Source organism: Amycolatopsis sp. NPDC004625, from assembly GCF_040609695.1.
Lineage (GTDB): Bacteria > Actinomycetota > Actinomycetes > Mycobacteriales > Pseudonocardiaceae > Amycolatopsis.
In genome coordinates, this window is the sequence record NZ_JBEXKX010000058.1 from 21034 (window position 1) to 47681 (window position 26648).

30 protein-coding genes are annotated in these 26648 nt (G+C 71.1%); 18 read left to right on the forward strand and 12 right to left on the reverse strand.

The window, feature by feature from the left end; translation table 11 throughout:
- Nucleotides 1–44 precede the first annotated feature (44 nt).
- From ABZW17_RS40255 to ABZW17_RS40275, 5 genes are read left to right on the forward strand one after another with little or no spacing between them, the layout of a single operon-like run.
- Entirely contained in the window at nucleotides 45–1286 is a 1242-nt protein-coding gene (locus ABZW17_RS40255; RefSeq protein WP_354826260.1) for an MFS transporter, read from the forward strand.
- Nucleotides 1287–1295: 9 nt separating this feature from the next.
- A complete protein-coding gene (locus ABZW17_RS40260) occupies nucleotides 1296–2090 on the forward strand; it encodes a putative hydro-lyase (protein WP_354826262.1) in 795 nt (264 codons plus the stop codon).
- 1 nt (nucleotide 2091) lies between these two features.
- Nucleotides 2092–2841, forward strand: coding sequence for a 5-oxoprolinase subunit PxpA (locus tag ABZW17_RS40265; protein ID WP_354826264.1), 750 nt, complete (start codon nucleotides 2092–2094; stop codon nucleotides 2839–2841).
- Complete coding sequence (locus ABZW17_RS40270) at nucleotides 2838–3449, forward strand: allophanate hydrolase subunit 1 (RefSeq protein ID WP_354826267.1); 612 nt, start codon at nucleotides 2838–2840, stop codon at nucleotides 3447–3449. Before ABZW17_RS40265 ends, ABZW17_RS40270 begins: the two co-directional genes overlap by 4 nt.
- A complete protein-coding gene (locus ABZW17_RS40275) occupies nucleotides 3446–4282 on the forward strand; it encodes a biotin-dependent carboxyltransferase family protein (protein ID WP_354826269.1) in 837 nt (278 codons plus the stop codon). Before ABZW17_RS40270 ends, ABZW17_RS40275 begins: the two co-directional genes overlap by 4 nt.
- Nucleotides 4283–4297: 15 nt before the next feature.
- Here the strand turns inward: ABZW17_RS40275 and ABZW17_RS40280 are convergent, their stop codons facing one another.
- Both ABZW17_RS40280 and ABZW17_RS40285 read right to left on the reverse strand, forming a co-directional pair.
- Nucleotides 4298–4537, reverse strand: coding sequence for a hypothetical protein (locus ABZW17_RS40280; RefSeq protein ID WP_354826272.1), 240 nt, complete (start codon nucleotides 4535–4537; stop codon nucleotides 4298–4300).
- The gene (locus tag ABZW17_RS40285; RefSeq protein WP_354826275.1) at nucleotides 4530–4883 is read right to left on the reverse strand and encodes a hypothetical protein; all 354 of its coding nucleotides are present in this window, start codon (nucleotides 4881–4883) and stop codon (nucleotides 4530–4532) included. The genes ABZW17_RS40280 and ABZW17_RS40285 overlap by 8 nt, the downstream gene beginning before the upstream one ends.
- Before the next feature lie 78 nt (nucleotides 4884–4961).
- Here ABZW17_RS40285 and ABZW17_RS40290 point away from each other — a divergent pair, with 78 nt between their 5' ends.
- Nucleotides 4962–5540, forward strand: coding sequence for a winged helix-turn-helix domain-containing protein (locus tag ABZW17_RS40290; RefSeq protein ID WP_354826278.1), 579 nt, complete (start codon nucleotides 4962–4964; stop codon nucleotides 5538–5540).
- Here the strand turns inward: ABZW17_RS40290 and ABZW17_RS40295 are convergent.
- The 6 genes from ABZW17_RS40295 to ABZW17_RS40320 all read right to left on the reverse strand — a co-directional run bounded on the left by ABZW17_RS40295 (nucleotide 5537) and on the right by ABZW17_RS40320 (nucleotide 9954).
- Complete coding sequence (locus ABZW17_RS40295) at nucleotides 5537–6160, reverse strand: alpha-ketoglutarate-dependent dioxygenase AlkB (RefSeq protein WP_354826280.1); 624 nt, start codon at nucleotides 6158–6160, stop codon at nucleotides 5537–5539. The genes ABZW17_RS40290 and ABZW17_RS40295 overlap by 4 nt on opposite strands.
- Nucleotides 6161–6408: 248 nt before the next feature.
- On the reverse strand, nucleotides 6409–7467 hold the full coding sequence (locus tag ABZW17_RS40300; protein WP_354826283.1) for an alcohol dehydrogenase catalytic domain-containing protein: 1059 nt from the start codon (nucleotides 7465–7467) through the stop codon (nucleotides 6409–6411).
- Nucleotides 7468–7497: 30 nt separating this feature from the next.
- Nucleotides 7498–7830 (reverse strand): transcriptional regulator, encoded by a 333-nt coding sequence (locus ABZW17_RS40305; RefSeq protein WP_354826286.1) that lies wholly within the window; start codon nucleotides 7828–7830, stop codon nucleotides 7498–7500.
- A 72-nt stretch (nucleotides 7831–7902) separates the two neighbouring features.
- Nucleotides 7903–8721, reverse strand: coding sequence for an LLM class flavin-dependent oxidoreductase (locus ABZW17_RS40310; RefSeq protein ID WP_354826288.1), 819 nt, complete (start codon nucleotides 8719–8721; stop codon nucleotides 7903–7905).
- 68 nt (nucleotides 8722–8789) lie between these two features.
- Nucleotides 8790–9473: a metal-dependent transcriptional regulator gene (locus tag ABZW17_RS40315; RefSeq protein ID WP_033261556.1), complete on the reverse strand. Its 684-nt coding sequence runs from the start codon at nucleotides 9471–9473 to the stop codon at nucleotides 8790–8792.
- Nucleotides 9474–9513: 40 nt separating this feature from the next.
- Complete coding sequence (locus tag ABZW17_RS40320; RefSeq protein ID WP_354826291.1) at nucleotides 9514–9954, reverse strand: GNAT family N-acetyltransferase; 441 nt, start codon at nucleotides 9952–9954, stop codon at nucleotides 9514–9516.
- A 55-nt stretch (nucleotides 9955–10009) separates the two neighbouring features.
- Here ABZW17_RS40320 and ABZW17_RS40325 point away from each other — a divergent pair, with 55 nt between their 5' ends.
- Nucleotides 10010–10330, forward strand: coding sequence for a hypothetical protein (locus ABZW17_RS40325; RefSeq protein ID WP_354826294.1), 321 nt, complete (start codon nucleotides 10010–10012; stop codon nucleotides 10328–10330).
- 4 nt (nucleotides 10331–10334) lie between these two features.
- On the opposite strand, the gene ABZW17_RS40330 is transcribed toward ABZW17_RS40325, so the two are convergent.
- Nucleotides 10335–11921: an amidohydrolase gene (locus ABZW17_RS40330; RefSeq protein ID WP_354826297.1), complete on the reverse strand. Its 1587-nt coding sequence runs from the start codon at nucleotides 11919–11921 to the stop codon at nucleotides 10335–10337.
- Nucleotides 11922–11969: 48 nt separating this feature from the next.
- Here ABZW17_RS40330 and ABZW17_RS40335 point away from each other — a divergent pair, with 48 nt between their 5' ends.
- Genes ABZW17_RS40335 through ABZW17_RS40350 form a run of 4 tightly spaced genes read left to right on the forward strand, consistent with a single transcriptional unit; the run spans nucleotide 11970 to nucleotide 15238 of the window.
- Entirely contained in the window at nucleotides 11970–12707 is a 738-nt protein-coding gene (locus ABZW17_RS40335; protein WP_354826300.1) for an enoyl-CoA hydratase/isomerase family protein, read from the forward strand.
- Nucleotides 12704–14227, forward strand: coding sequence for an ATP-dependent acyl-CoA ligase (locus tag ABZW17_RS40340; protein WP_354826302.1), 1524 nt, complete (start codon nucleotides 12704–12706; stop codon nucleotides 14225–14227). Before ABZW17_RS40335 ends, ABZW17_RS40340 begins: the two co-directional genes overlap by 4 nt.
- On the forward strand, nucleotides 14224–14859 hold the full coding sequence (locus ABZW17_RS40345) for a TetR/AcrR family transcriptional regulator (protein ID WP_354826329.1): 636 nt from the start codon (nucleotides 14224–14226) through the stop codon (nucleotides 14857–14859). Before ABZW17_RS40340 ends, ABZW17_RS40345 begins: the two co-directional genes overlap by 4 nt.
- Nucleotides 14860–14917: 58 nt before the next feature.
- Nucleotides 14918–15238: a hypothetical protein gene (locus ABZW17_RS40350; protein WP_086839577.1), complete on the forward strand. Its 321-nt coding sequence runs from the start codon at nucleotides 14918–14920 to the stop codon at nucleotides 15236–15238.
- A gap of 59 nt (nucleotides 15239–15297) precedes the next feature.
- On the opposite strand, the gene ABZW17_RS40355 is transcribed toward ABZW17_RS40350, so the two are convergent.
- Nucleotides 15298–16467, reverse strand: coding sequence for an acyl-CoA dehydrogenase family protein (locus tag ABZW17_RS40355; RefSeq protein ID WP_354826305.1), 1170 nt, complete (start codon nucleotides 16465–16467; stop codon nucleotides 15298–15300).
- 131 nt (nucleotides 16468–16598) lie between these two features.
- On the opposite strand from ABZW17_RS40355, the gene ABZW17_RS40360 reads away from it, so the two are divergent.
- Nucleotides 16599–17285, forward strand: a complete 687-nt coding sequence (locus tag ABZW17_RS40360) for a 4'-phosphopantetheinyl transferase superfamily protein (protein ID WP_354826332.1) — start codon at nucleotides 16599–16601, stop codon at nucleotides 17283–17285.
- Here the strand turns inward: ABZW17_RS40360 and ABZW17_RS40365 are convergent.
- Together ABZW17_RS40365 and mihF are read right to left on the reverse strand one after the other, a co-directional pair.
- Nucleotides 17282–18433 carry an isochorismate synthase gene (locus ABZW17_RS40365; protein WP_354826309.1) on the reverse strand — a complete coding sequence of 384 codons (1152 nt, stop codon included), beginning with the start codon at nucleotides 18431–18433 and terminating at the stop codon, nucleotides 17282–17284. The genes ABZW17_RS40360 and ABZW17_RS40365 overlap by 4 nt on opposite strands.
- A gap of 81 nt (nucleotides 18434–18514) precedes the next feature.
- A complete protein-coding gene (mihF, locus tag ABZW17_RS40370; protein WP_051767699.1) occupies nucleotides 18515–18826 on the reverse strand; it encodes an integration host factor, actinobacterial type in 312 nt (103 codons plus the stop codon).
- A 443-nt stretch (nucleotides 18827–19269) separates the two neighbouring features.
- On the opposite strand from mihF, the gene ABZW17_RS40375 reads away from it, so the two are divergent.
- The 6 genes from ABZW17_RS40375 to ABZW17_RS40400 all read left to right on the forward strand — a co-directional run bounded on the left by ABZW17_RS40375 (nucleotide 19270) and on the right by ABZW17_RS40400 (nucleotide 26529).
- On the forward strand, nucleotides 19270–20898 hold the full coding sequence (locus tag ABZW17_RS40375; RefSeq protein ID WP_354826312.1) for a long-chain fatty acid--CoA ligase: 1629 nt from the start codon (nucleotides 19270–19272) through the stop codon (nucleotides 20896–20898).
- A gap of 100 nt (nucleotides 20899–20998) precedes the next feature.
- Nucleotides 20999–22288, forward strand: a complete 1290-nt coding sequence (locus tag ABZW17_RS40380; RefSeq protein ID WP_354826315.1) for a sugar ABC transporter substrate-binding protein — start codon at nucleotides 20999–21001, stop codon at nucleotides 22286–22288.
- Nucleotides 22285–23181, forward strand: a complete 897-nt coding sequence (locus ABZW17_RS40385; protein WP_354826318.1) for a sugar ABC transporter permease — start codon at nucleotides 22285–22287, stop codon at nucleotides 23179–23181. Before ABZW17_RS40380 ends, ABZW17_RS40385 begins: the two co-directional genes overlap by 4 nt.
- The gene (locus tag ABZW17_RS40390; protein WP_354826321.1) at nucleotides 23178–23993 is read left to right on the forward strand and encodes a carbohydrate ABC transporter permease; all 816 of its coding nucleotides are present in this window, start codon (nucleotides 23178–23180) and stop codon (nucleotides 23991–23993) included. Before ABZW17_RS40385 ends, ABZW17_RS40390 begins: the two co-directional genes overlap by 4 nt.
- 81 nt (nucleotides 23994–24074) lie before the next feature.
- Nucleotides 24075–24662, forward strand: coding sequence for a TetR/AcrR family transcriptional regulator C-terminal domain-containing protein (locus tag ABZW17_RS40395; protein WP_354826324.1), 588 nt, complete (start codon nucleotides 24075–24077; stop codon nucleotides 24660–24662).
- Between the two features lie 145 nt (nucleotides 24663–24807).
- On the forward strand, nucleotides 24808–26529 hold the full coding sequence (locus ABZW17_RS40400) for a TIGR03767 family metallophosphoesterase (protein WP_354826327.1): 1722 nt from the start codon (nucleotides 24808–24810) through the stop codon (nucleotides 26527–26529).
- Nucleotides 26530–26648: the final 119 nt, after the last annotated feature.

Consider the following 26648-nt stretch of genomic DNA (forward strand, 5'->3'; position numbering starts at 1 on the left):
TGTGAGGCACGCCACGATGAGAGACACTGGCCAGGAGGTGCCCCATGACTGCCACAGCTACCGAGGCCCGGCCGTTCGACTGGTTCCGCACGCTCGGAAAACGCGGGCGCCGCGCCTTCGTCGGCGCGTTCGGCGGGTACGGCCTGGACTCGTACGACTACCAGACCCTGCCGCTCGGCCTGGCCGCGATCACCGCGTTCTTCGGCATCTCGAGCGGCGAAGCCGGGCTGCTCAGCACGACGACGCTGGTCGTGTCGGCCGTCGGCGGCATCGGTGCCGGCATCCTCGCCGACCGCATCGGCCGCGTCCGGACGCTGCAGATCACCATCGCGATGTACACGATCTTCACCGTGCTCTGCGGCTTCGCGCCCAACTTCGAGACGCTCCTGATCTTCCGCGCGCTGCAGGGCCTGGGCTTCGGCGGCGAGTGGGCGGCCGGCGCGGCCCTGGTGGCCGAGTATTCGCAGGCCAGGTACCGCGGCCGGACCGTGGCGTTCGTGCAGAGCGCGTGGGCCGTCGGCTGGGGCCTCTCGGTGATCGTCTACACGGTCGTCTTCACCTTCGCGAGCGACGACGTGGCCTGGCGGATCATGTTCTGGACCGGCGTCATCCCGGCGCTGCTCGTGCTGTGGGTCCGCCGCAGCGTGCAGGACGCGCCGCGCGCGGAGGAACGCCGTACCACCGAACGCACCCGCGGCTCGCTCGGCAAGATCTTCCGGGCCGACCTGCTGCGGACGACGTTCTTCGCCTCGCTGCTGGCCACCGGCGTCCAGGGCGGGTACTACGCGATCAACACCTGGCTGCCGACCTACCTGAAGAAGACGCGCGAGCTGACCGTGATCGGCACCGGCGGTTACCTCGTCTTCCTGATCAGCGGCGCCTTCGTCGGGTACGTCTGCGGCGGCTACCTGACCGACCTGCTGGGGCGCAAGAAGACCTTCATGACGTTCGCGCTGCTCTCGGCCGCGCTGATCGTCGCGTACACGCAGATCCCCAAGGGCGCGAACGGCCTGATCCTGGTGCTGGGCTTCCCGCTCGGCTTCTCGATGTCCGCGATCTTCAGCGGCTTCGGCGCGTTCCTCGCCGAGCTGTACCCGACGGCGCTGCGCGGCACCGGCCAGGGCTTCACCTACAACTTCGGCCGCGCGGTCGGGGCGATCTTCCCGACCATCGTGGGCTACCTCGGCGTCGGCGGCGCGATCGTGTTCGGCGCGATCGGCTACGGCATCGCCGTGCTGGCCCTGCTCGGCCTGCCCGAGACCCGCGGCATCGAACTCGTGGACTGAGGGGGCGGAATGACGACCTTCGACGAGCCGGCCACCTACACGCCGGCGCAGGCCCGGGCGGCGTTCCGCACCGGGACCGCCCACCCGACGACGGGCTGGGCCAGCGGCTTCACCCAGACCAACCTGATCGCCGTGCCCGAGGACTGGGCCTACGACGTCCTGCTGTTCTGCACCCGCAACCCGCAGGCGTGCCCGCTGCTCGACGTCACCGACGCCGGCGACCCGGCCACCCGGCTGGCCGAGGGCGCGGACCTGCGCACCGACCTGCCGCGCTACCGGATCTGGCAGAACGGCGTGCTCGCCGGCGAGGTGTCGGACGCGACCGGCCTGTGGCGCAGCGACATGGTGGCCTTCTCCATCGGCTGCAGCTTCACGTTCGAGACGGCGCTGGCCGCCGAGGGCGTCCCGCTGCGGCACGTCGACCAGGGCCGCAACGTCGCGATGTACGTGACGAACCGGCCGTGCGAGCCCGCCGGGCGGCTGTTCGGGCCGATGGTGGTGTCGATGCGGCAGATCCCGGAAGACCAGGTCGACACGGCCATCCGGATCACCCGCGCCATGCCTGCCGTGCACGGCGGCCCGGTGCACATCGGCGACCCGCGCGCACTGGGCGTCGAAGACCTGTCCCGGCCGGACTTCGGCGATCCGGTCGAGGCCGAGCCGGGCGACGTCCCGGTGTTCTGGGCCTGCGGGGTCACACCGCAGGCGGCGCTGGTGGCGTCGCGGCCCCCCTTTGCGATCACCCACGCACCGGGGTACATGTTCATCACCGATCGGTACGACAGCGAATACCGGGTGGGCTGAAATGGATCTGAACAGCGATCTCGGCGAGGGCTTCGGCGCCTGGAAGATGGGCGACGACGAAGCCATGCTCGACATCGTGACCAGCGCGAACATCGCGTGCGGGTTTCACGCGGGCGATCCGTCGGTGATGCGGCGGGTGTGCGAGCTGGCGGCCGAGCGCGGCGTCGCGATCGGCGCGCACGTCGGCTACCACGACCTGGCCGGGTTCGGCCGGCGCGCGCTCGACATCTCCCCGGACGACCTGGCGAACGAGGTGCTCTACCAGATCGGCGCGCTCGACGCGTTCGCCCGGGCGGCGGGCAGCCACGTGACGTACGTGAAGCCGCACGGCGCGTTGTACAACACCGCGGCGGTCGACGCCGAGCAGGCGGCGGCGATCGTCGAGGGCCTGCGCCGGTACGACCCCGAGCTGGCCCTGCTCTGCCTGCCGAACTCGGAGATGCAGCGGCAGGCGGAAGCGACGGGGGTGGTGGCGTACGCGGAGGCGTTCGCGGACCGGGCCTACACCGCGGACGGCAAGCTCGTGTCGCGCAAGCAGCCGGGCGCGGTGCTCCACGACGCCGACGTGGTCGCCGAGCGCGCGGTCGGCATGGCGACCGGCGGCGTCGTGACGGAGAACGGCACCAAGCTGGAGCTGCGCCCGGATTCCCTGTGCGTGCACGGGGACACGCCGGGCGCGGTCGCGCTGGCCCGGCGGATCGAGGCGGCGCTGACCGGGGCGGGCATCCAGCTCGGCGCGTTCACCGGATGACCGTCCGGCTGCTGCCGTGCGGGCGGCGCGCGGTGCTGGTGGAGGCGGCCGACGTGCTCGGTTTCCAGGCGGCGCTCTCCCGGCTCGCGCCCGACGGCGTCGAGGAGCTGGTCCCGGCGGCTCGCACGCTGCTGGTCCGCTTCGACCCGTCGGTGACCGACGCCGGCCGGCTGGGCGAGGTGCTGCGCCGGGTGTCCCCTGTGGACAGTGCGGTGGCGGACGCGGGCGAGGTGGTGATCCCGGTGGTCTACGACGGCGAAGACCTGGCCGACGTCGCCGAGGAGACGGGGCTGAGCGTCGGTTCGCTGGTCTCGCGGCACACCGCGGGCGCGTACGTCTCGGCGTTCTGCGGCTTCGCGCCGGGATTCGCGTACCTGTCGGGGTCGGACCCGGTGCTGCACGTACCGCGCCGGTCGTCGCCGCGGACCCGGATCCCGGCGGGCTCGGTGGCGATCGCGGGCGAGTACAGCGCGGTCTACCCGAGCGCGTCCCCGGGCGGCTGGCGGCTGCTGGGCCGGACGGCCGTGCCGGTGTGGGACGTCGAACGCGACCCGCCGAACCTGCTGCCGCCGGGCACCCGCGTGCGGTTCACGGCGGTGCCGTCGTGAAGCTCGAAGTCGTCCGGCCCGGCTTCGCGACGACGGTGCAGGACCTCGGCCGCCCCGGCCACGCGGCCCTCGGCGTCGGCCGGTCCGGCGCCGCCGACCGCGGCTCGTTCCGGCTGGCCAACCGCCTGGTCGGCAACCCGCCGGGAGCCGCGGCGTTGGAGGTGACGCTCGGCGGGCTGGTGCTGCGCGCGTCGGCCGTGACGACGGTGGCGGTCACCGGCGCCTCCTGCCCGCTCTCGAAGGGCGGCCCCAACGGGCCGATCACCTTGCGGCCGGGGGAAGAACTGGCGCTGGGCACGGCGGTTTCGGGCCTGCGGTGCTACGTCGCGGTGCGCGGCGGCATCGACGTGCCGCCGGTGCTCGGCTCCCGGGCGACGGACACGCTCGGCAAGCTGGGCCCGCCACCGCTGGCGGCCGGGATGCTGCTGCCGATCGGCCCTGCGCCGCGCGGCTTCCCGGTCGTGGACCTCGCCCCCCGGGCGGCGCTGCCCACGGAACCGGTGCTGCGGGTGACCCCGGGCCCGCGTCGCGACTGGTTCGCGGCACCGGACGAACTTCTGTCCACTGTGTACACGGTCTCGCCGGACTCGGACCGCGTCGGCATCCGGTTCACCGGCCCGGCTCTTTCGCGAGCGCGTCACGACGAGCTGCCGTCGGAGGCGTGCGTGCCGGGATCGGTGCAGGTCCCGCCGTCGGGCCGGCCGATCCTGTTCCACACCGACCACCCGACGACCGGCGGTTACCCGGTGATCGCCGTCGTCGAGGAGGCGGACCTCGACGTCGCGGCCCAGCTGCGCCCCGGCCAACCCGTGCGCTTCCGCCCCGCGTCGTGAGCGGTAAGGCGGGTTCTAACCCGCCTTACCACTCACGACCACCAGCCAGGCGGCGTTGGTGACCGCGATCGCGAGCCACGCCGCCCAGGCCACGCCGGGTGCGAGCCAGGTGGTGGCGACCCCCAGTGCCACCGTCACCACCAGCGGCCACGCGCGCGGCGCCCGGCGTGGCCTTCGCTCGGTCAGGTAGGCGTCCAGGGCCTCCGCGACCTGGTCGTCGATCTCGTCGCGCAGCCGCGCGTCCAGCTCAGACATGGGCCGGCACCGGCCGCGGGGCGGCGACCGACAGGCACGCCAGCGCCAGCGGCACCTCCAGAGCGGCCATGAGCAGCGAAAACACCACGTCGTCGCCGGCCGTCACGACGTCGAACCACGCGTCGGCGAGCAGCAGCGTCGCCGTGGCCGTCGCGACCAGCGGCGTCCGCGCGTCGCCGCGGCCCAGCAGCCAGGCCGTGAGCAGCAGGCCGGCCGCTTCCGCCGCGTCGAACCCGGTCCAGGCCAGCCGCCAGTGCTGCGCCGCCACGACGTCGGGCAGCGTCGTCCCCAGTACCGCGATCCACGGCAGCAGGGCGAGTCCCGCCGCCCAGAAGAGCTTCTTCATGCGAACCCCCGTTCTCCGCTCCCAAGGTAGCCGATTGCAGAGATTCTTTGCAAACAATCTCTGTAGTAGGCTGTCGGCATGGTCCAACGTCCCGAGCGGCGCGTGCTCACCGGCGCCGACCTCAAGGCCTTCTACAAGGCACTCGCCAACCCGGTCCGCCGGGACATCCTCAGCTACCTGGGCAAACACGGCGAAGCGAACTCGACGAGCGTCGCGAAGGCGCTCGGCGAGAGCACCGGGACGACCAGCTACCACCTCCGCAAGCTCGCCGACCTGGACCTGATCGAAGAGCTCACGGACCGCGGGGACGGCCGCGAGCGCTGGTGGAAGTCGCGGTCGAAGGACATCTACACCCCGCCAGGCCTCGAACTGGCGCCGGACGAGCGGGAGGCGATGCTCAAGCTCGGCGCGCTCAAGATGAGCCACGACCTGGGCCTGGTCACGCGGGCCTACGCGGGCTACGAGGACTCCGAAGGCTGGAACCAGATCTACCGCGCCGGGCTGCACCTGACGCGGGAGCAGGTGACGTCCTTCGTCGAGGAGTACCAGAACCTGGTGTGGAAGTACGTCACCGAGCCGGGGCAGCACCCGGAGGGCTCGCGTTCGGTGGCCGTCCGGTTCATCGTCGTGCCGGAGGAGGAGTCCACAGCGGACTAGAGGCCGGACACCCGCAGCGTGATGTTCAGCCGCCCGTCGAGCCCCAGTGCCGGGTCCGCTGTGCCCGGCAGCGTCTTCGGCACGCCGTGGTAGGCCAGGCGCGACGGCCCGCCGAACACGAACACGTCACCCGAACGCAGCTCGACGTCGGTGTACGGCCGGCCGCGGGTTTCGGTGTTGCCGAAGCGGAACACGCAGGCGTCGCCGAGGCTGAACGACACCACCGGCTCCAGGCTGCGCTCGTCCTTGTCCTGGTGCAGCCCCATCTTCGCGGCGGCGTCGTAGAAGTTGACCAGCGCGATGTCCGGCTCGTAAGGCCGGCCCTCGCCGTACGCGGCCGCCAGCGCGCGGCGGCCGAGGTCGCCGAGCCAGTCCGGGAACGGCAGGACCGGCGTGCCCTCGCCGGTCGTGCGCGAGTAGCCGTACGGGTACCAGTGCCAGCCGAGGCAGACCGACTTCACCGACATCACGCCGCCGTTCGGCAGCCGCGTGTGGCGGTAGCCGGACCAGCCGCGGCAGGCCGCCACGAGCTCGCGCTGTTCGTCGAAACCGAGCCAGTCGGGCAGGTGCACGGCGCCGGGCGCGAGCTCGGCGCGCGGGCGCGGCAGGAGGGCGTCCATCACCTCGATTGTGCCGGAGCCGCCCGTCGGGCACGTTCGGTGATCGTCGAGGGAACCACGCGGTGACCGCGGAACGTGACGCCCGCGCTGGTGAACAACCGCAGGAGCCGCCCGAATGGTCCAACGGGAGGCTCCTGCGGCCGAATCCCCTCGCTTTGGGCCACCATGAAGTAGACGTTCCCACACCCGAATGTCACAAGCCAGCGTGGATCAGCTACGAACAGGTCTCTTGACCGCGGTGCCGCCGATCAGTCACGGAAGGTCACCACCGTGACGCCCGCCTGCGCCGGCACGGGGTCGTTCATCGCGGCCAGCGCGGCCGGGACGTCGTCGAGCGCGATGCGCCGGCCGATCAGCGCGGCGAGGTCGATGCCCGCCGTTTCGACGACGCGGAGCAGCTCGGGGTACTCGTGCGCCTGGAGCCCGTGGATCCCGACCAGTTCCAGCTCGCCGCCGATGACCCGGTGCATCGGGATCGGCGCGACCCCCTGCGCGGGCGGCATCAGCCCGGCCTGGACGTGCCGCCCGCGCTTGCGGAGGCTGCCGACCGACGCCGCGCAGGTCGATGGCGAGCCGAGGCAGTCGAGCGAGACGTGGGTGCCGCCGCCGGTCAGCTCGCGGACATGCGCGGCGACGGCTTCCGGGCCGTCGAACGCCGAAGAATCGACCGTGCCGGCGGCGCCGGACTTCGCGGCGAGCTGCAGCGCGGCCGGCGAGACGTCGACCGCGACGACCTTCGCGCCCGCCGCGACGGCCAGCAGCACCGCGGAGATCCCGACACCGCCGCAGCCGTACACCGAAACCCACTGGCCCGCGGTGACGCGCCCCTGCCGCAGCACCGCGCGGAACGCCGTGCCGAACCGGCAGCCGAGCGCCGCGGCCTCGGCGGCGCCGAGCGAGTCCGGCAGCGCGACCAGGTTCGTCTCGGCGTGCTCGATGGCGACGCGCTCGGCGAAGGAACCCCAGTGCGTGGCGCCGGGCTGGAACTCGCGGTCGCAGATCTGCTGGTCACCGCGGGCGCACTGGGCGCACGACCCGCAGGCGCAGACGAACGGAACGGTGACGCGCGCGCCGAGCGCCCAGCCGCGGACACCTTCACCGAGCGCGACGATCCGGCCGGCGAGCTCGTGCCCGGCGACGTGCGGCAGGGTCACCGCGGTGTCGTGCCCCTGCCACGTGTGCCAGTCGCTGCGGCAGACCCCGGTGGCGTCGACCTCGATCACCGCACCGCCCGGGGCGGCCACCGGCTCCGGCACGTCCCGCACGACGGGCGGGGCGCCGAACTCCTCCATCACGACAGCTCGCATGAGCGCGAGCCTACTTCTCGTTGACCGCGCTCAATTGAGCGCGTGGAACCTCGTCCGGCTCCGCGGCGGGCCGAGGAGCTTGCTGAGCGAGCCGTCCGGCACGTTCAGGATGTCCTCGAGATTCCGCAGGGCCTCCAACGATTCCGGCCGCTCGGGCCGGCACCGCCCCGACTGCCAGTGGCTGAGGGTGGCCAGGCTGACCGTGGTTCCCCTGCCGCGCAAGCGATAGCGGATCCGCTCGAGGCCGAGGCCGCGGGCCCGGATCGCCGCCCGCAGGGCCACGTCGAACGGTCCGGCTGCCAGCAGCCGGCTCAGCTCCGCCTGTTCCCCCCGGTCGATGGTGCGTGTTCGCTGACCGGTCATCACAACGCTCCGAAGCATTCCCGAATACGAAAATTGGAGCGTAGGCGCAGCTTCCCAAGATCGGAAGGGCCCTCACCCACCTGCCTTGCGCGCCTCGTCCGCGATCGCCGCGAACGGTTCCGCGTAGCCGGAGTTGATCGTGACGTAGGAAATCCCCCACCGTTCCCGCCACCGGAGAAGCGTTTCCGTGGCCGGCCCGGGATCCGCGGGCAGCACCGTGACGGCCCCGCCGTCGGCGAGCTCGGGCACGTCGGCCCCGGCCCAGCGCGCGATCGCGGGCGACGGTTCGCGGCCGACGGCCATCAGGTTCAGGCCGAGCTCGATCTCCGGCAGCCGCGGCCCGGCGAGCGTCCGGAATCGATCCACAATGGACTGCGCTTCCGCTTCGGTGGTCCGCGGCGCCCAGCTGAAGGTGACGATGTCGGCTTCTTGCGCGGCGAGCGCCAGCATTTTCGGGCCCCCGCCGGCGAGCATCAGGCGCGGCCGATCGGGTGTTCGCTTGAGGTGCGCGATGGTGGCGGCCATCCGTGTGATGCGCTCACCCGGTGAGGGGAATTCCCGGCCGAGGGTCGCGGCGTGCGTTTCACCCCCGGGCCGCCCGACGCCGAGCCCGAGCTCGAACCGCCCGCGGGTCTGCCGGTGGAGGGTTTGCGCCTGCCAGTCGAGAGCCTCCGGGGTGCGGAAGGGGTCGGCGAGCACGAAGGTGCCGACGGTGAGATCGATGGTGACCGCGGCGGCGGCCCCGAGCAGCACGAAGGGATCGGCGGTGCCGACGGGATCGGTGGCGAGCAGGGTGTCGAAGCCGAGCTTTTCGACGCGCTCGGCCTGGGCGGTCCAGGAGGTGAGGCCGGCGGAGTACCCGGCGACGATGCCGAAGCGGAAGGGTTTCATGCGGCCATGCTCGCGGGCGGCGGGCGGTCACCACATCCGCTTCACGACGTCACCCGCGCGTACGTCGCTCAGCGCAGGGTGACCGACAACGCCTGCGCGATCTCCTTGCCGATGGCGTGCGTGGCTGCGTCCGGCGGCGAGCCCACCTTCACCACCATCGGCCCCCCGAACGGCTGGCGTTCCACCACCTCGATGCGTTCGCCCAGGTTGATGGCGTGTTCCGTCAGGTACCGCAGCAGCTCCGGGTCGGTGTCCCAGACCCGGACGATCTCGCCCACCGCGCCCGGCTGCAGGTCGTCCAGGATGCGGACCGGCAGCTCCTCGACGCTCCCGTCCGGCGCCGGGATCGGGTCGCCGTGGGGGTCGCGGACCGGGTTGCCCAGCTTCGCCGCGATGCGCTCGACCAGCCTGTCCGACACCGCGTGCTCCAGCGCGTCCGCCTCCGCGTGGACCTCGTCCCACGTGTAGCCGAGCTCCGAGACCAGGTACGTCTCGATCAGCCGGTGCCGGCGCAGCACCGAGCGCGCCAGCAGCCTGCCGTCGGCGGTCAGCTCGATGCCGCGGTACGGCACGTGGGTGACCAGACCCAGCTGGGACAGCTTCGTGACCATCCCCGACGCCGAGGACGGGCTGACCTCCAGCCGGCCGGCGAGCGACGTGTTGGTGACCGCCTCACCCCGCTCGACCAGGCCGTAGATCACCCGGACGTAGTCCTCGACCGACGAGGACCTCCGGACCGAACCATCTCCCATACCGCATACGATACGGGGCCGGGTTCTTTCTCGTGAAAGTTCACGGCCGCCAGCGGTAGCGGATCCAGCCCGGGACCGGCTCGGCGCCGAGCTGGGCGTAGAACGCCTCGCCTTTCTCGTTGCCCGCCTGCATGTCCCACTCGACGCGGCCGGTCGTGCGGGTGCGCAGCTCGTCCAGCAGCTCGCTGCCGAGCCCGTAGCGCCGGTGCGCGGGGCGGACGAACAGGTCGTCCAGCCAGATCCCCGGCCGCGCCTCCCAGGTGGAGAAGTTCCAGCTGCAGAAGGCGAAGCCGGCCACCGTGCCGGGCTCGCCCGGCGGGGTCGCGATGAGCACCCACGCCTTCGGGTCCGGCCCGAACAGGTGACCGCTCATCTCGGCGCGGTCCAGCTTCAGGTCGTGGTTGTCCTCGTAGACCGCGTGCTCCTCGATGAGCGCGCAGATTTCCTCGATGTCTTCGAAGACGGCGTCGCGGACGGGCATCTCGCCTCCCGGTTTTGTCGGTGGTGGTCGTTACGGTCGGGGTCGGAGGTGGTCGATGTCACCAGAGGAGAAGTTCGAGGTCCTGGTCGACGAGTTCACCGGACGTCCGGGCATCACGCCACCCGGCGCGACCGGCGGGTTCGGGCGCACCGCGCTGCGGGCGCACGGCCGGATCTTCGCGATGTTCGTCCGCGGGCAGCTGGTGCTGAAGCTGCCCCGGGCGAGAGTCGACGAACTGGTCGAAGGCGGGCACGGGGTGCGGTTCGACGCCAACAAGGGCACCCCGATGAAGGAGTGGCTGGCCCTGGACACCGGGTCGCCGCAACCGTGGTCCGCCCTGGCCGGAGAAGCACTCGAGTTCGTGGGAAGGAAGTGAGCCATCACGCTTGATAACGCAGTTCACCGCCGACGGCGGTCCCTTGCACGCTGAGCGCGTCCAAAGCGGACTCGTCCAGGGGCGAACCGGACAACACAGCGAAGTCGGCGAGCTTCCCGGGTTCGAGCGTGCCCAGGTCACGCTCGGCGAAGGTCGCGTACGCCGAGCCGTACGTGTACGCGCGCAACGCCTGCTCCGGCGTCAGCGCCTCTTCGGGTGCGAAGGGCGCGCCTGACGCCGTGCGCCGACGCACCATGTCGGCCAGCGCGAGCAGCGGCGCGCCGTTCACGACCGGCCGGTCCGAGGACGCCGGGAGGGCGCAACCCGCGTCGAGGACGCTGCGCAGCCGGTAGCACCACGGGACGCGAGCCTCGCCGAGCGCGGCGCGCATGCCGTCGCCCAGTTCGTTGACGAACCGGCCCTGCGGCGACGGGATGATGCCGAGCGAGGCGAGCCGGGTCAGCTCCGCGGGCTGCAGCACCGCGCAGTGCTCGATGCGGTGCCGGTGGTCCGTGCGCGGCGAAGCGGCCAACGCGGCTTCGTAGGCGTCGAGGACGACGGTGATCGCGCGGTCGCCGATCGCGTGCGTCGCGATCTGCCAGCCCGCCTCGTGGGCACGGCGGATCGTGCGCGCGAGCTCGTCCTCGGGCACCTGGAAGTAGCCGCGGTTGTCCGGCTCGCCGTCGAAGGGGTCGTGCATCGCGCAGGTGCGCCCGACCAGGGAGCCGTCGGCGAACAACTTCATCGGGCCGACGCGCAGCCACTCGTCGCCGAGGCCGGTGCGCAGGCCGAGGTCGAGGCCGAAGCCGGCGTCGTCGGGCAGGTCGTGCAGCACGCTCGCGGCGACCATCACCGTGCTGCGCACGCGCAGCACGCCGCGGTCGCGCGCCTGCTGGTAGGCGGCCAGTTCCGCGGGCGTCTCGCCGACCAGGCCACCGCCGATGCCGGCTTCCTGGACGCTGGTGATGCCCTCGGCCAGGTACTGCTCGGAGGCCCGCTCGAGCCCGCGCACGACCCGCTCGACGGGGGCCGGGTAGGTCAGCGGCCGCAGCAGCAGCTGGGCCTGCTCGCGCAGCAGGCCGGTCGGCGAGCCGTCCGGGTCGTGGACGACGTCGCCGCCGACCGGGACGTGCGCCAGGTCCAGCTGGTCGAGCACGGCCGTGTTGACCACGGTCATGTGCCCGGACGTGTGCTTCAGCCGCACGAGCATTCCCGGCGCGGCGCGGTCGAGGCCGTGCCGGTCCGGGTGCCCGCCGGCGAGCTTGTTCTGGTCGTACCCCCTGCCGACCACCCAGCTGCCGGCCGGGAGCGTCGCGGCGCGCGCGGCGACGGCGTCGTAGACCTCCTCGACGCTGCGGCAGTCGCTCAGCGGGACGTCGTCGAGGCCCATGCCGAACCACGCCATGTGGTTGTGGGCGTCGTGGAAGCCGGGCACGACGAAGCCGCCGGCGAGGTCGACGCGGGCGCGCGCGGACAGCTCGCGGGCGTCGTCGCCCAGGGCGACCACCCGGCCGTGCAGGACGGCGACGGCGCTGGTCACGCCCGCGCCCGTCCACACCGTGGCGTTCTCGTAGACCGCGTCGACCTGCATGAGTCCCGACACTATCGATCGATCGATCGAACGTCTAGCATCGCCCTCATGCCCACCGTGGACTTCGCCGTCGAGGACGGCATCGCGCACATCCGGCTGAACCGGCCCGAGCGGCTGAACGCGGTCGCCGCCGTCCTGGTCGACGACTTCCTCGCCGCCCTCGACGCGGCCGCGCGCAGCGACGCGCGCGTCGTCGTGCTGTCCGGGAACGGGCGCGCCTTCTGCGCCGGCCACGACCTCAAGGAACCCACCCCCGCGGGTGACTCGCGGGCCCGGCTGGACCGGCTCCAGGACGTCACGCGGCGGCTGCGCGGGCTGCGCCAGCCGGTGATCGCGGCGGTCCACGGCTACGCGATCGGCGCCGGCGCCGAGTTCGCGCTCGGCTGCGACCTGATCCTGGCCGCCGAGGACGCCGTGTTCGCGTTTCCCGAGGTCTCGCTGGGCCTGAGCGTCACCGGCGCGGCGTCCCGGCTGCTCCCGCTGCTGGTCGGGCCGCTCAAGGCGAAGGAACTCCTGCTGCTCGGGGAGCGCTTCGACGGCCGGAAGGCCGCCGAGCTGGGCATGGTGAACGCCGCCGTGCCCGCCGAGCAGCTCCAGGCCGAAGCGCTGAGCTGGGCGAAGCGGATCGCCGAGCACCCGCCGGCCGCCGCGGCCATGGCGAAGCGGGTCCTGGACGCGAGCACCGACGTCGAGCCCGCCCTCGAACTCGAGGTCAGCCACGCCCTGATCACCGAACACTCGGCCGCGGTCGCCGCGTCCACCGAAGCGTTCCGGAGCCGGGCGTGACCCCGCTGGCCGAAATCGGGACCCTCGCGCAGCTCGTCACCCGGGCCGCCGAGCTGTGGCCGGAACGCACCGCCTGGATCTTCGACGAAACCGGCACGCGCTTCACCTTCGCCGAGGTCGACCGCGAAAGCTCCCGCCTCGCCGCCGCCCTGGCGGAGCGCGGCATCGGCCAGGGCGACCGCGTCGCCGTGATGCTGCGCAACCAGCCGGACTTCCCGCTGATCTGGCTCGCCTTGGCGAAGCTCGGCGCGCAGCTGGTGCCGGTCAACACGAACTACCAGGAATTCGACGGCGCCCACGTGCTCCGCCATTCCGGCGCGAAACTGGCCGTCGCCGCGCCCGAGTTCACCGGCCTCCTCGGCCGGATCGGGCTCACCGCGGTGGTCACCCCGGACCAGCTCGACGCGGCCGGCGCGCCGCCGGCGTTCACCCCGGTGCCCGAACTGCCGGTCAACATCCAGTACACCTCCGGCACCACCGGCGCGCCCAAGGGCTGCGTCCTGCCGAACCGCTACTGGACGACCCTCGCGATCAGCCTGGCCACCGACTTCCCCGCCGTCGGCGAGGACGACGTCATCCTGACCGCGCAGCCGTTCCACTACATCGATCCACAGTGGAATGTCGCGTTGGGACTCGCCGGGGGCGCCACCCTCGTCGTGCTGGACCGGTTCCACCCCAGCACGTTCTGGGCGAAGGTCCGCGAGCACCGCGTCACCTGGTTCTACTGCCTCGGCCTGATGCCGACGCTGCTGCTGCGCCAGGAACCGGCCGAAGCCGACCGCGCCCACCGCGTCCGCGCGATCTGCGCGTCCGCGATCCCGCACGAGCTGCACGCCGAACTGGAACGGCGCTGGGGCGTGCCGTGGTTCGAGGCGTTCGGGATGACCGAAACCGGCGGCGACATCCGGATGACCGCCGCCGACCACGACGAGACCGTCGGCACCGGCTGCATCGGACGCCCGAGCCGGGACCGCGAGGTGCAGATCGCCGGCGACGACGGGAAGCCGCTGCCGCGCGGGGAAACCGGGCAGCTGCTGATCCGCGGGATCGGGCTGATGCACGGCTACCACGACGATCCCGAGGCCACCGCGAAGGCGTTCCGGAACGGCTGGTTCCACACCGGCGACCTCGCCCGGATGGACACCGCCGGCCGCGTCTACTACGTCGGCCGCACGAAGGACATGATCCGCCGCAGCGGCGAGAACATCTCCGCCGACGAGGTCGAGCGCGCCCTGCTGCTGCACCCGGCGGTGCGGCTGGCGGCCGTCGTCGCGGTGCCCGACGAGCTGCGCGGCGAGGAGGTCAAGGCGTACGTCGTGTGCGACGGCGACCGGCCGGATCCCGCCGGGCTCGCCGCGTTCTGCGCCGGGAAACTGGCCTACTTCAAGGTTCCGCGGTTCTGGGCGTTCGCCGACGAGCTGCCGATGACGCCGTCGGAGCGGGTCGCCAAGGGCGAGCTGCGCAAGGTCGCCGACCCGCGCGCCGGGTCCTGGGACACCAAGGCGGAAGCATGGCTGTGAGCAGCCGGGAACGGGTGCGCGCGGCCGCGGTGAAGCTGTTCGCCACCAAGGGGTTCCACGGCACCGGCATCCGGGATCTGGCGCAGGAGGCGGAACTCTCCTCGGCCAGCCTGTACCACTACATGGGCACCAAGGAGGATCTGCTCGCGGAGATCATGCACACCGCGCTGAACCGGCTGCTCGACGCCGCCCGCGAAGCCACCGCGGGCGGCGGGGACCCGGTGCACCGGCTGCGGACGCTGGTGGTGCTGCACGTCCTCGCGCACGCCGTCGGCCCGGCGGAAACCCGGGTGGTGGACAACGAAGTCGACGTCCTGTCCCCGGCCGCGCGCGAGCCCGTCGTGGCCCTGCGGGACGCCTACGAGCGGCTGTGGGCTTCGGCGATCGACGAAGGCGTGGCGGCCGGGGTGTTCCGGGTCGAGCACCCGGCGGTGACCAGGCTGGCGCTGCTGGAGATGTGCAGCGGCGTCGCCAGGTGGTATTCGCCACGCGGCCCGCTGGCGCTGGACGAGCTCGCGGAGCACTACGCGGAGCTGGCGTCGCGGGCGCTGGGGTGCACGTCGGCACCGGGTCTCACCGACTTGCGGCGGTGCCGGGAAATCGTCGCGAAAGAGTGGGGCGTGTCCGTTTAGCGGCGCTTTTACCTGTGTACGCCTTGCCCAGACGGCGTGCGTGGGGGACGCTCGAAGGGTGACTGAGGAAACGATCCAACTGGAACTGGACGACTCGGGTCTCGCGCCGGGCCTCCCGGCGCCGGCACACCCCCGCGATCAGGTGCAGGATGTCCCCTATCGCCCCGTCGAGTTCCGCGATGACGATCTCCCCACCGCCCTGGAACGGTGCTCCGCCTGGCTACGGCAGGCCCAGGAGTGGCTGGGCGAGCCACTCGACGTCCTGGCCATCCACCTCGACTACGACGACCGTCAGGGTTCGCCGTACTACGACGTGAAGCTGCTCTGCAACGAAGAGGACCTCGCGGGCGTCCCGATCGCCATTCGCAACAAGAAGTAAGCAGGTTGGACAGCCGTCAAGACCGCCTTCCCCGACGGTCTTGACGGCTTCTCGCGTTCTCAGCCGAGAGTGCTACCGACCTTCACGTGCCCCTTGAGCAGGTTGCGCGCGATGGTCCGGCGCTGGATCTCGTCGGTGCCTTCGTAGATGCGCAGCAGCCGCAGCTCGCGGTACCACCGCTCGACCGGCAGTTCCCGCGTGTACCCCATGCCGCCGTGGATCTGCAGGACGCGGTCGACGATTTCGTTGGCCTTCTGGCCGCCGTACAGCTTCGCCATCGACTGCGCGTGCCGCGAATCCAGGCCCTGGTCGACCTGCCAGGCGGCGTGCAGCACCAGCCAGCGCAGCGCTTCCAGCTCGACGCCGGAGTCGGCGATCATCCACTGGATGGCCTGCCGTTCGGCGATCTTCTGCCCGAACGTCTCGCGCGTGTTGGCGTGCTCGATCGCCATCGAGATCAGCCGCTCGCACGAGCCGATCGCGCGGGCGGGCAGCAGGTAGCGGCCCTGGCCGATCCACTGCATGGCGAGCTCGAAGCCGCGGCCCTCCTCGCCGAGGATCTGCGTCTCCGGGACGCGGACGTCCTGGAAGATCAGCGACGCCGGCCCCCACTCGCCCATGGTGTCGATGTACTCGGACTTCCAGCCGGCCTCGCGGTCGACGAGGAAGCAGGTGACGCCGCCGTTGGCGCCCTTCTCCGGGTCGGTGATCGCGAAGACCATGGTGAAGTCGGCCTCGTTGCCGCCGGTGATGAAGGTCTTCTCGCCGTTGATGATCCAGTCGCTGCCGTCCTTGCGGGCGGTGGTCCGGATGGCCTTGGCGTCCGACCCGGCGCCCGGCTCGGTGATCGCGAAGCACGACTTGCGCTCACCCGAGATGGTCGGCAGCAGGTAGGTCTGCTTCTGCTCCTCGCTGGCGTGGAACAGGATGTTGTCGGCGGCACCGCCGAAGCGGAACGGCACGAAGGTGCGGCCGAGCTCGGCCTCCAGCAGCGCGGCCATCACGGCGGACAGGCCCATGCCGCCGTACTCCTCCGGGGTCAGCACGCCCCAGAAGCCGGACTCCTTCGCCTTGAGCTGGAGGTCCCTGAGCTCCTCGCCGGTCAGGCCGGGCTGGTGGACGCGCTCGCGGCGGAGGACCTCCTGCTCGAGCGGGACCAGCTCCCGCTGGACGAACGTGCGGACCCAGTCGCGCACTTCCCGTTCTTCGGTGCTCAGTGAAAAGTCCATGGCGTGGCTGCTCCTCCGACACTGGCTAAGCGCTTGCTTAGCTCCAGGGTACCTCTTCGCCCCCGGGTAACCCCAGACCTCGGCCCGAATTCGTGACAACGGCTGCCGGGCCCGGAAGGATCGGGGGTGTGATGGAGATCGAGGTCCGCTGGTCGTCGCCGTTGCCCACCGAAGATCGCTTCATGCGCCTGCTCGACGACGTCGAGCAAGGGCGGTTCGAGGCGTACCGGCAGGAGGCGGACAAGCGGCGGTTCCTCACCGGCCGCGTCCTGGCGAAGACGGTCGCGGCCGAGCGCCTCGGCGTGGCGCTCGAGTCGGTGAAGTTCGACGCGACCTGCGAAGACTGCGGAAAGCCCCACGGCCGCCCGCGCATCCCGGGCGCGGACCTGACGCTGTCGATCTCCCACTCGGGCGACCTGATCGGCGTGGCGGCGACCCCGTCGGTCCCGGTGGGCCTGGACGTCGAGACGGCCACCCGCCGAGCGGACGACGGCCTGATCGAGTACGCGCTGAGCCCGGCGGAGGCCGGCCACCTGGCGGGCTTGGAGGCGACGGAGAAGGCGGCGGCGTTCTTCGTCTACTGGACCCGCAAGGAAGCGGTGATGAAGGCCACCGGCAAGGGCCTGCGCATCCCGCTGCAGAGCATCACGTTCTCCCGCTACGACGAGCCGGCTCGCCTGGTGTCGTCGGGCGACCCGGCGTTGGACCCGGCGACGACCCGCCTGGTGGACCTGAAGGCCGCCGACGGCTACCGGGCGGCCATCGCGGTGCTGACCACCGAGGAACTGTCGGTCACCGAGGAGCACTGGGTCCCCTAGACGCTGTCCTCCAGGCCCATCGCCGTCAGCAGGGTCCGGAACTTCGCCGTCGTCTCGTCCAGTTCCGCCTGCGGGTCCGACGCCGGCACGATCCCGCCGCCCGCGTACAGCCGCATCGACGTCGAGGCGATCTCCGCGCACCGGATCGCCACCGCCCACTCGCCGTCGCCGGCCGCGTCGACCCAGCCGACCGCTCCCGCGTAGTAGTCGCGGTCGAACGGCTCCAGTTCCTTCACCAGGTCGCGTGCCCCCTCCGTCGGGGTGCCGCAGATCGCCGGGGTCGGGTGGAGGGCCGCCGCCAGGTCCAGGGCCGTGATGTCCGGGTCGGCCAGCTCGCCCGTGATCGGCGTGCGCAGGTGCCAGATGGCCGGCGTCGTCACCAGCTCCGGGCCGGCCGGGACGTCCAGGGTCCGGCAGAACGGGCGCAGGGCCTCGACCAGGTAGTCGATCACCACCGCGTGCTCGAGCTGGTCCTTGCGGGACGTCCGCAGCGCCTCGCCGTTCGCGCGGTCGACGACCGGGTCGGCCGAGCGCGGCATCGAGCCCGCGTGCGGCGAGGAGAACACCGTCCGGCCGGTCCGCCGCAGCAGCAGCTCGGGCGTGGCGCCGACGAGCGAGCGGCCGCCGGGCAGCTCGGCCGCGTACGTGAAGTGCCGGGGATTGCCGGCGGCGAGGTTCCGCACGATGCTCTCGGCGGGCAGTGGCGCGTCGAACTCGAGGTCCAGGGCGCGGGCCAGCACGGCTTTCCGCAGGTCACGCGCGGCCAGCTCGGTCACTGCGGCGCGCACCGACGTCATGTGCAGCGCCGGAGACGGCACCGCACGCACCCGCACGGGCGCCGGCAGTGCCGCACGAGCCGAAGAGGGCGCACCGGAGGAGCGGTGGACGGTGCGGGGTACGACGAGGTGGCCCGGCACCTTCGTGTCGGGCCCGGTGTCGAACGGGAGGACGCCGACGGCCAGCGGAGCGCCGGTCTCGGCGAGCACGCCGGGGATCGCCGAGGCGAGCCGGCGCGGGTCCGTCTCGGTGACGGTCCGGATCGCGCCCTGCGCCAGGAGCGCACGGGTCGCCGTCGTGAACAGGAAGTCGCCTCGCTGGTAGCGGGCGGCGAGGTCAACCGGGGTGGCCGGGTCAGGAGAACTCACCACTCCAGCGTCCCAGGCGACGGGAGATCCGCGAGGGAAGTGTCGCCAGCGACACTCCCCTCGCGGTCAGCTCCTGGTGACGCGCTACTTGAGCGCGTCGATGAGCGCCTCGCGCTGGCGCTCGCCCAGGCCGGCCGCACGCCGGTCCGGGTCGATGCCGGCCTGCTCGAGCAGGGCGGCGACCTTCACCGCGCCGAGGCCGGGGACGGCCTTCAGCAGCTGGGTGACCTTCGTCTTCCCGATGGTCTTGTTCTCCTTGGCCTGCTTGAGCACCTTTTCGATGCTCTCCTTGCCGGACTTGATCGACGCGAGCAGCTCCGAACGCGCCTTGCGAGCCTCGGCGGCCTTGGCCAGGGCCTCGGCGCGCTGCTCCGGAGTCAACGTAGGCAGAGCCAACGTAGTGTCCTTTCCTCTCAGGTCTCCGCTTTCGCGGCCGACAGCTTTTGTGAGTGCTTGCTCCTGCAAGCGCTGCTCAGCCGTCTCTTGCCACGGGCCCAGTAAACGCCACCGGCTTCGTGGCCGTGCAACCGACACGCACTTATTACCCCCGGAGGTGATACCGGGCAACCCGCTCCGGCCTGCGGAAACGCTCCCGAGAACGGTCCCGCGTGGCCCTTCTCACCCGGAAGTGAAGCCTCCGCTACCCGCTGTTCTCGTGCACATTTCCTTGCACACAAGGAAAACCCGAAAAATTGATGATCTTGATCATCGTCGGGTAGTCGCCCGATCGCGCTACGACCGTGACCGAACGGAGCCGTTGTCGGCCATGCCCGCTTCACCCGATCCGCATTAGAGTCGGCCCAACCCAGCCCACCGGCGAACGACCCCCGGGAGCGACCATGTTGAGCACCATGCAGGACGGCCAGCTGTCGCTGGCGAACCTGCTTCGCCACGGCACGTCGGTGCACTCGGCGAGCGAAGTCATCACCTGGACCGGTTCAGAAGCCCGCCGGGAGAGCTACGGCGACCTCGGCCGCAACGCCGCGCGGCTCGCGAACGCCCTCCGGGGTCTCGGCGTGACAGGTGACCAGCGCGTCGGCACGTTCATGTGGAACAACGCCGAGCACATGGCGGCCTACCTGGCCGTGCCGGCGATGGGCGCCGTGCTGCACACGCTGAACATCCGGCTGTTCCCGGAGCAGCTCGTGTTCGTCGCCAACCACGCCGAAGACCACGTCGTCATCGTCGACGGCACCCTCGTCCCGCTGCTCGCGAAGCAGCTGCCGGAGTTCAAGACCGTCCGGCACGTCATCGTGGCCAACGGCGACGCCGCGTCGCTGCAGGCCCCCGACGGCGTCCAGGTCCACGCCTACGCCGAGCTGCTGGCCGCCCAGCCGGACACCTTCGACTGGCCCGACGTCGACGAGCGCTCGGCCGCCGCGATGTGTTACACCTCGGGCACGACCGGTGACCCGAAGGGCGTCGCCTACTCGCACCGGTCGATCTGGCTGCACTCGATGCAGGTCTGCATGAGCGACAGCATGAACCTCGCGCAGAGCGACAAGGCGCTGGCCATCGTGCCGATGTTCCACGCGATGGCGTGGGGCCTGCCGTACGCGGCGCTGATGGTCGGCGCGTCGCTGCTGATGCCGGACCGGTTCCTCCAGCCGGCCCCGATCTCGGCGCTGCTGGCCGCCGAGAAGCCGACGTTCGCCGGCGCGGTCCCGACCGTCTGGCAGGGCCTGCTCGCCCACCTGGAGTCGAACCCGCAGGACATCTCCCACCTGCGCGAAGTCGTCGTCGGCGGCTCGGCGGTGCCGCCGTCGCTGATGCACGCGTTCCAGGAGAAGCACCACGTCTCGATCCTGCACGCCTGGGGCATGACCGAGACGTCGCCGCTGGGCAGCGTCGCGCGCCCGCCGGCCGGCGCGACCGGCGAGGACGCCTGGAAGTACCGCTACACGCAGGGCCGCTTCCCGGCGTCCGTGCGGGCGCGGCTGATCGACGACGACGGCGCGGTACTGCCGTGGGACAACGAGGCCGTCGGCGAGCTCGAGGTCCAGGGCCCGTGGATCGCGGCGGCGTACTACGGCGGGAGCGAGATCGACCCCGACAAGTTCCACGACGGCTGGCTGCGCACCGGCGACGTCGGCAAGATCAGCGCCGACGGCTACCTGACGCTGACCGACCGCGCCAAGGACGTCATCAAGTCCGGCGGCGAGTGGATCTCCTCGGTCGACCTGGAGAACCAGGTGATGGGCCACCCGGCGGTCGCCGAGGCCGCGGTCGTCGGCATCCCCGACGAGAAGTGGGACGAGCGGCCGCTGGTCGCCGTCGTGCTCAAGGAGGGCCAGACCGTCACGCCGGAGGAGCTGCGCGACTACCTGAGCGACAAGGTCGCGAAGTGGCAGCTGCCGGAGAACTGGACGTTCGTGGACGAAGTTCCCAAGACGAGCGTCGGCAAGTTCGACAAGAAGCGCATCCGCGCGTCCTACTCCGAGGGAAAGCTCGACATCGCCCAGCTCTAACGGGTAAATCTCCGGCGAGTCTGCACGCTTGGCACGGCCACCATGGGGGAACCTACCTCCTTCATGGTGGCCTTCGGAGCACGTCGGAGGGGTTCTGGGGATGCAACGGAACAGGCGGAGTTTCCTCGCGCTCGCGGGCATGGGCGCGCTGGCGACGGCATGCGGGTCGAACACCGGGCGGCAGGGTGACCCGCCGCCCTCGACGGCGTACTCGGCGGGCCCGCCGCCGTCGGACGCCCCGAAGGTCGCGCTCCAGCAGTGGTACCACGCCTACGGCGAGGACGGCGTCCAGGACGCCGTCAAGCGGTACGCGGCGAGCTACCCCGGCGCGACCGTGAACGTGCAGTGGAACCCGGGCGACTACGACTCGAAGATCGTCACCGCGCTGCAGAACAGCAAGGTGCCCGACGTCTTCGAGGCGCAGGTCAAGATCGACTGGGTGCGGCAGAACCAGGTCGTCTCGCTCGACGACGTGATCGGGCCGGTGAAGGGCGACTTCAGCCCGGCCGTGCTGGCCGCGCAGACCGTCGAAGGCAAGGTCTACGGCATCCCGCAGGCCACCGACACGCAGGTGCTCTTCTACCGCAAGAGCCTGCTGCAGGCGGCGGGCGTGCAGCCGCCGCAGACGGTCGACGAGCTGATCGACGCGGCCGGGAAACTGACGAAGGACGGCGTCAAGGGCCTCTTCGTGGGCAACGACGGCGGCGTCGGCGTGCTCACCGGCCCGCTGCTGTGGTCGGCGGGGCTCGACTACCTGAAGAACGACAACCGCGAGGTCGGCTTCGACGACCCGCGCGCGGCGACGGCGCTGGCGAAGCTGCACACGGTGAACGCCAACGGTTCCCTGCTGCTCGGCGCGCCGGCGGACTGGTCGGACCCGGGCGCGTTCGTCGACGGGCTGACGGCGATGCAGTGGACCGGGCTGTGGAACGTGCCGAAGATCCGGCAGGCGTTCGACGACGACTTCGGCGTCCTGCCCTTCCCGAAGCTGGACGGCAGCGGCGCGCCGTCGGTGCCGGTCGGCGCGTACGGCGCGATGGTGAACGCCAAGAGCGAGCACGTCGCCGAGGCCAAGGCGTTCGTGAAGTGGCTGTGGGTCGACCAGACGCAGGACCAGCTGGAGTTCGCGACGAAGTTCGGCTTCCACGTCCCGGCCCGCCAGAGCCTGGTCGGCCGCGCGGACAGCCTCAAGTCCGGCCCGGCAGCCGACGCGGCCCGGTTCGTCAAGGAGAACAGCCACCTCGTCGGCGGTCCGGTGTGGACACAGCAGGCGAACACGGCGTTGTCCGACGCGGTCGCGAAGATCGCGAAGGAAGGCGCGGACCCGGCGGCGCAGGTGAAGACGGCGGTCGAGGTGGCGCGCGCCGAGTTGAAGCGCCTCTTCGGATGAAGCGGCGCGATGCGCGCGCGTTCTGGTTGTTCGTCGGGCCGTTCCTGATCGGGCTGGCGGTGTTCGCGTACCTGCCGATCGGCTGGAGTGCGTACCTGTCGTTCTTCGACGCGCGCAACACGGTGACGCCGACCGAGTTCGTCGGGCTGGACAACTACGCGCACATGCTCACGGACGAGCCGTTCCTGTCCAGCCTGGGGACGTTCAGCGTGTTCGCGCTGTTCATCGTGCCGCTGACGTTCGTGTTGTCGCTGGCCCTCGCCCTCGGCGTCAACCGGCTGCGGTTCGCGCGGGCGTTCTTCCGGTCGGTGTTCTTCCTGCCGTTCGCGTGCTCGTACGTGGTGGCGTCGCTGGTCTGGAAGACGTCGCTGTTCTCGGGTGTCCGATACGGACTGGCGAACACGGTGCTTTCGGTGTTCGGCGTCGACCCGGTGGCCTGGACGGGCACGGTGAGCCCGCCGCTGTACTGGGTCGTGCTGGTGACGGCGAGGCTGTGGCTGCAGCTGGGGTTCTACATGATCCTGTTCATCGCGGCCCTGCAGCGGATCCCGGCCCAGCTGTACGAAGCGGCGTGGCTCGACGGCGCGAAACCGGGCTGGCAGGTGTTCCGGTACATCACGCTGCCGCAGCTGCGCGCGACGGCGGTGGCGGTGCTGCTGCTGAACCTGATCAACGCGTACCAGGCGTTCGACGAGTTCTACAACATCATGGGCGACTCCCGCGGATACCCGCCGTTCGCCCGGCCACCGTTGGTGTACCTGTACTACACGTCGCTGGGTTCGGGCGGCCAGGACCTGGGCCGCGGCAGCGCGGGCGCGGTGCTCCTGGCGTTGCTCATCGCCCTGGTGACGGTGCTGCAGGGCCGGGTGTTCCGCTTCGGACGGGCGTCATGAGGGCGGCCCTGCGGTGGGCGGCCCTGGTGGTGGCGGCGGTGTTGTTCCTGCTGCCGTTCTACCTGCTGGTCCGGAACGGCCTGGCGTCCCGGGCCGACATCACCGCGCCGGACTGGACGTTCTTCCCGTCCACAGTGCACTGGGAGAACTTCTCGCGGCTGTTCTCGCTGTCGGACGTGCCCTTCGCGCGCAGCCTGCTGAACTCGCTGGTGGTCGCGACCCTGCAGACGGTCGGTTTGCTGGTGGTCTGCTCCCTGGCCGGCTACGGCCTGGCCCGGATCCCGTACCGGCACTCGCGGTTCGTGTTCTACGCCGTGCTGGCGACGCTGATGATCCCGACGTCGGTGACGTTCGTGCCGAGTTTCGTGGTGGTTTCGTCGCTGGGCTGGCTGTCCGACCTGCGCGGGCTGGTGATCCCCGGGCTGTTCAGCGCGTTCAGCGTGTTCCTGTTCCGGCAGTACTTCCTCGACTTCCCGCGTGAGCTGGAGGAGGCGGGCCGGGTGGACGGGCTTTCGCGGTGGGGCGTGTTCTGGCGGGTCGTGGTGCCGAACTCGAAGGGGTTCTTCGCGGCGATCGCGGTCATCACGGTGATCGGCAGCTGGAACGCGTTCCTGTGGCCGCTGATCATCGCGCAGTCACCGGATTCGTGGACGGTCCAGGTGGCCCTCTCGGGTTTGCTGACGGCCCAGAACCCGCAGCTCAACCTGCTGTTCCTGGCGGCGGCGGTGTCGATCCTGCCGATCGTGCTGCTGTTCGCGTTCCTGCAGCGGTACCTGGTGCGCGGGGTGGCGGAGTCCGGGCTGAAGGGCTGAATCGCCGAACTCTATCGGTGATAGAGAACCGGCCTCTATCACCGATAGAGGCCATTCCCTATCACTGATAGAGTCCTCCGCGTGCCTCTTGATCGCCGACAGATCACCGCAGCCGCCCTCGCTCTGCTCGACGAGGTCGGGCTGGCCGAGCTGAGCACCCGGCGGCTCGCCGCCAAGCTCGGCGTCAGCTCGCCGACGCTGTACTGGCACGTGAAGGACAAGGCGCAACTGCTCGACCTCCTCGCCGAGGCCGTCTGCGAAGACGCGTTCGAGATCGACGAGACCCAGGACTGGCGGCACCAGCTCGAACAGGGCCTCCACCAGTTCCGCACCATGCTGCTGAAGCACCGCGACGCCGCGATCCTCCTGCGGGAACGCCCGCCGGGACCGAACCGGCTCGCCCACATCGAGCGCACCGCCCGCACCCTCCTGGAAGCCGGCTTCACCCCGGAAGACACCGCGGGTATCGCGCGGCTGCTCACCGCGCACGTCCTCGCGTCGGTCGAGCGGCCGGGGAAACCGGACCCCGAAGCCGCGAAGACCTTCCGGGAGCAGCTGAAGGACTACCCGAACGCGCGCACCCTCGGGTTCACCGGGCTCACCGCCGACGACCTCTTCGCGCTCGGCACCGAAGTCATCCTCGACGGCCTCGCACAGCGGAGGAAATGACCACAACCTTCGGCGGTACACCCCACCTCGCGGACTGTGACAGGGTGAACTCAACTGTCACGGTGAATGTTTTTCACGTTCACCCCGTGTCCACCCACGCCCGGCAGCGTGCTGGACAACCGAGAAGACTGGGGAGCGAACAACCATGGCCGAACTCACCCGGCGCACCTTCGCCACCGCGGGCGCCGCCGGTCTCGGGCTGCTGCTCTGCACGCCCACCGCGAACGCCCTCGACCGCGCCCTGCGGCTCACGAGCACCCGCTCGGTCACCACGTCCGGCACCACCCTCGAACAGGTCGCCACCGGGGGCGGCACCACGACCTACTCGCGGCTGTCCGCCGGCCCCGGGTGGCCGCTGGTCGTGCGCAGCGACCTCGCCACCCCGAAGAGCGGGCGCGACGACCGGCGGCGCGCCCTCAGCTCGTTCGTCCAGTTCACCGACCTGCACATCACCGACGCCGAAAGCCCCGCGCGGTTCGAGTACCTGCACCCCTTCATCGGCTCCGCGCACCGGCCGCAGGAGGTCCTCGGCACCGTCGCCACCAGCGCGCTCGTCGAGCGCGTCAACAGCGTGCGGCAGGGCCCGTTCACCGGGCGGCCGTTCGACCTCATGGTCACCACCGGCGACAACACCGACAACCACGAGCTGCTCGAGCTCGACTGGTTCCTCAAGGTCCTCAACGGCGGCAGCGTCACCCCGAACTCCGGCGACGCCAACGCCTACGAAGGCGTCCAGAACTCCGGCAACCACGAGTTCTGGAACCCGGGCAAGCCGGGCACCGACGACTACTCCGCCAAAGGCTTCCCGCAGATCCCCGGCCTGCTCGAAGCGGCGACGAAGACCTTCACCGCGCCCGGTCTCGACGTCCCGTGGTTCTGCACCTTCGGCAACCACGACGACAGCATCGTCGGCTCGCTGCCGGCGCAGATCCCGGGCATCGACGCCTGGTACACCGGCCGCTACAAGGTCATCGGTAAGGACGAAACCACCTCGAAGAAGCTCGCGGACGCGATCAAGAGCGGCTCCGGCGTCCCGGTCGCCGAACTGTTCGGCGGCAGCGGCACCATCCGCGAGGTCACCCCGGACGCGCGGCGGCGCCCGTTCAGCACCGGCGAATTCGTGCGCGCGCACCTCGACACCGCCAACACCGGCCCCGGCCCGGTCGGGCACGGCTTCACCAGCGCCAACGCCGACGGCCAGAACGTCTACTACACCTTCCGGATCGCCCCGGGCGTCACCGGGATCAGCCTCGACACGACCACCGACGCCGGGTTCGCCGACGGCTCGATCGGCCTCGCGCAGTACTCGTGGGTCGAGTCGACGCTCAAGCGCAGCAGCTCGACGTACTACGACTTCTTCGGCCGCAAGGTCACCCACGCCGTCACCGACGAGCTGTTCATCCTGTTCAGCCACCACACCAGCGGCACGATGACCAACCTGCTGCCGGACTCGCGCCACCTGCTCGACCCGCGCCTGAACGGCGACGCGTTCGTCGCGCTGCTCAAGCGGTTCCCGAACGTGCTGGCTTGGGTCAACGGCCACACGCACCTCAACAAGATCACCCCGCACGCCGGCAACACGCCGCAGCAGGGGTTCTGGGAGATCAACACCGCCTCGCACGTCGACTTCCCGCAGCACGCCCGGATCGTCGAGGTGGCGGACAACGCGGACGGGACGTTGTCGCTGTTCACGACGTTGATCGAGGCCGAAGCCCCGTACGCCGTGGACTACGACGCCCGGACGCCGCAAGCGCTTGCGTCGCTGTACCGCGAACTGTCCTACAACGACATCCACGTCAGCCTGGGCCGCGTCGGCGCGGCCGAGGACCACAACACGGAGCTGCTGCTCGTCAACCCGCTGAGTTGAGTCTGCCGCGGCTGTCGTGAGTGGTAAGGCGGGTTTTGAAAAGCCACAAAAAAAACAAACCGCGGGAGGGGGGGGGGAGGGTGGGGGGGGGGGGAGGTGGGGGGGCGCCGCACGGACAA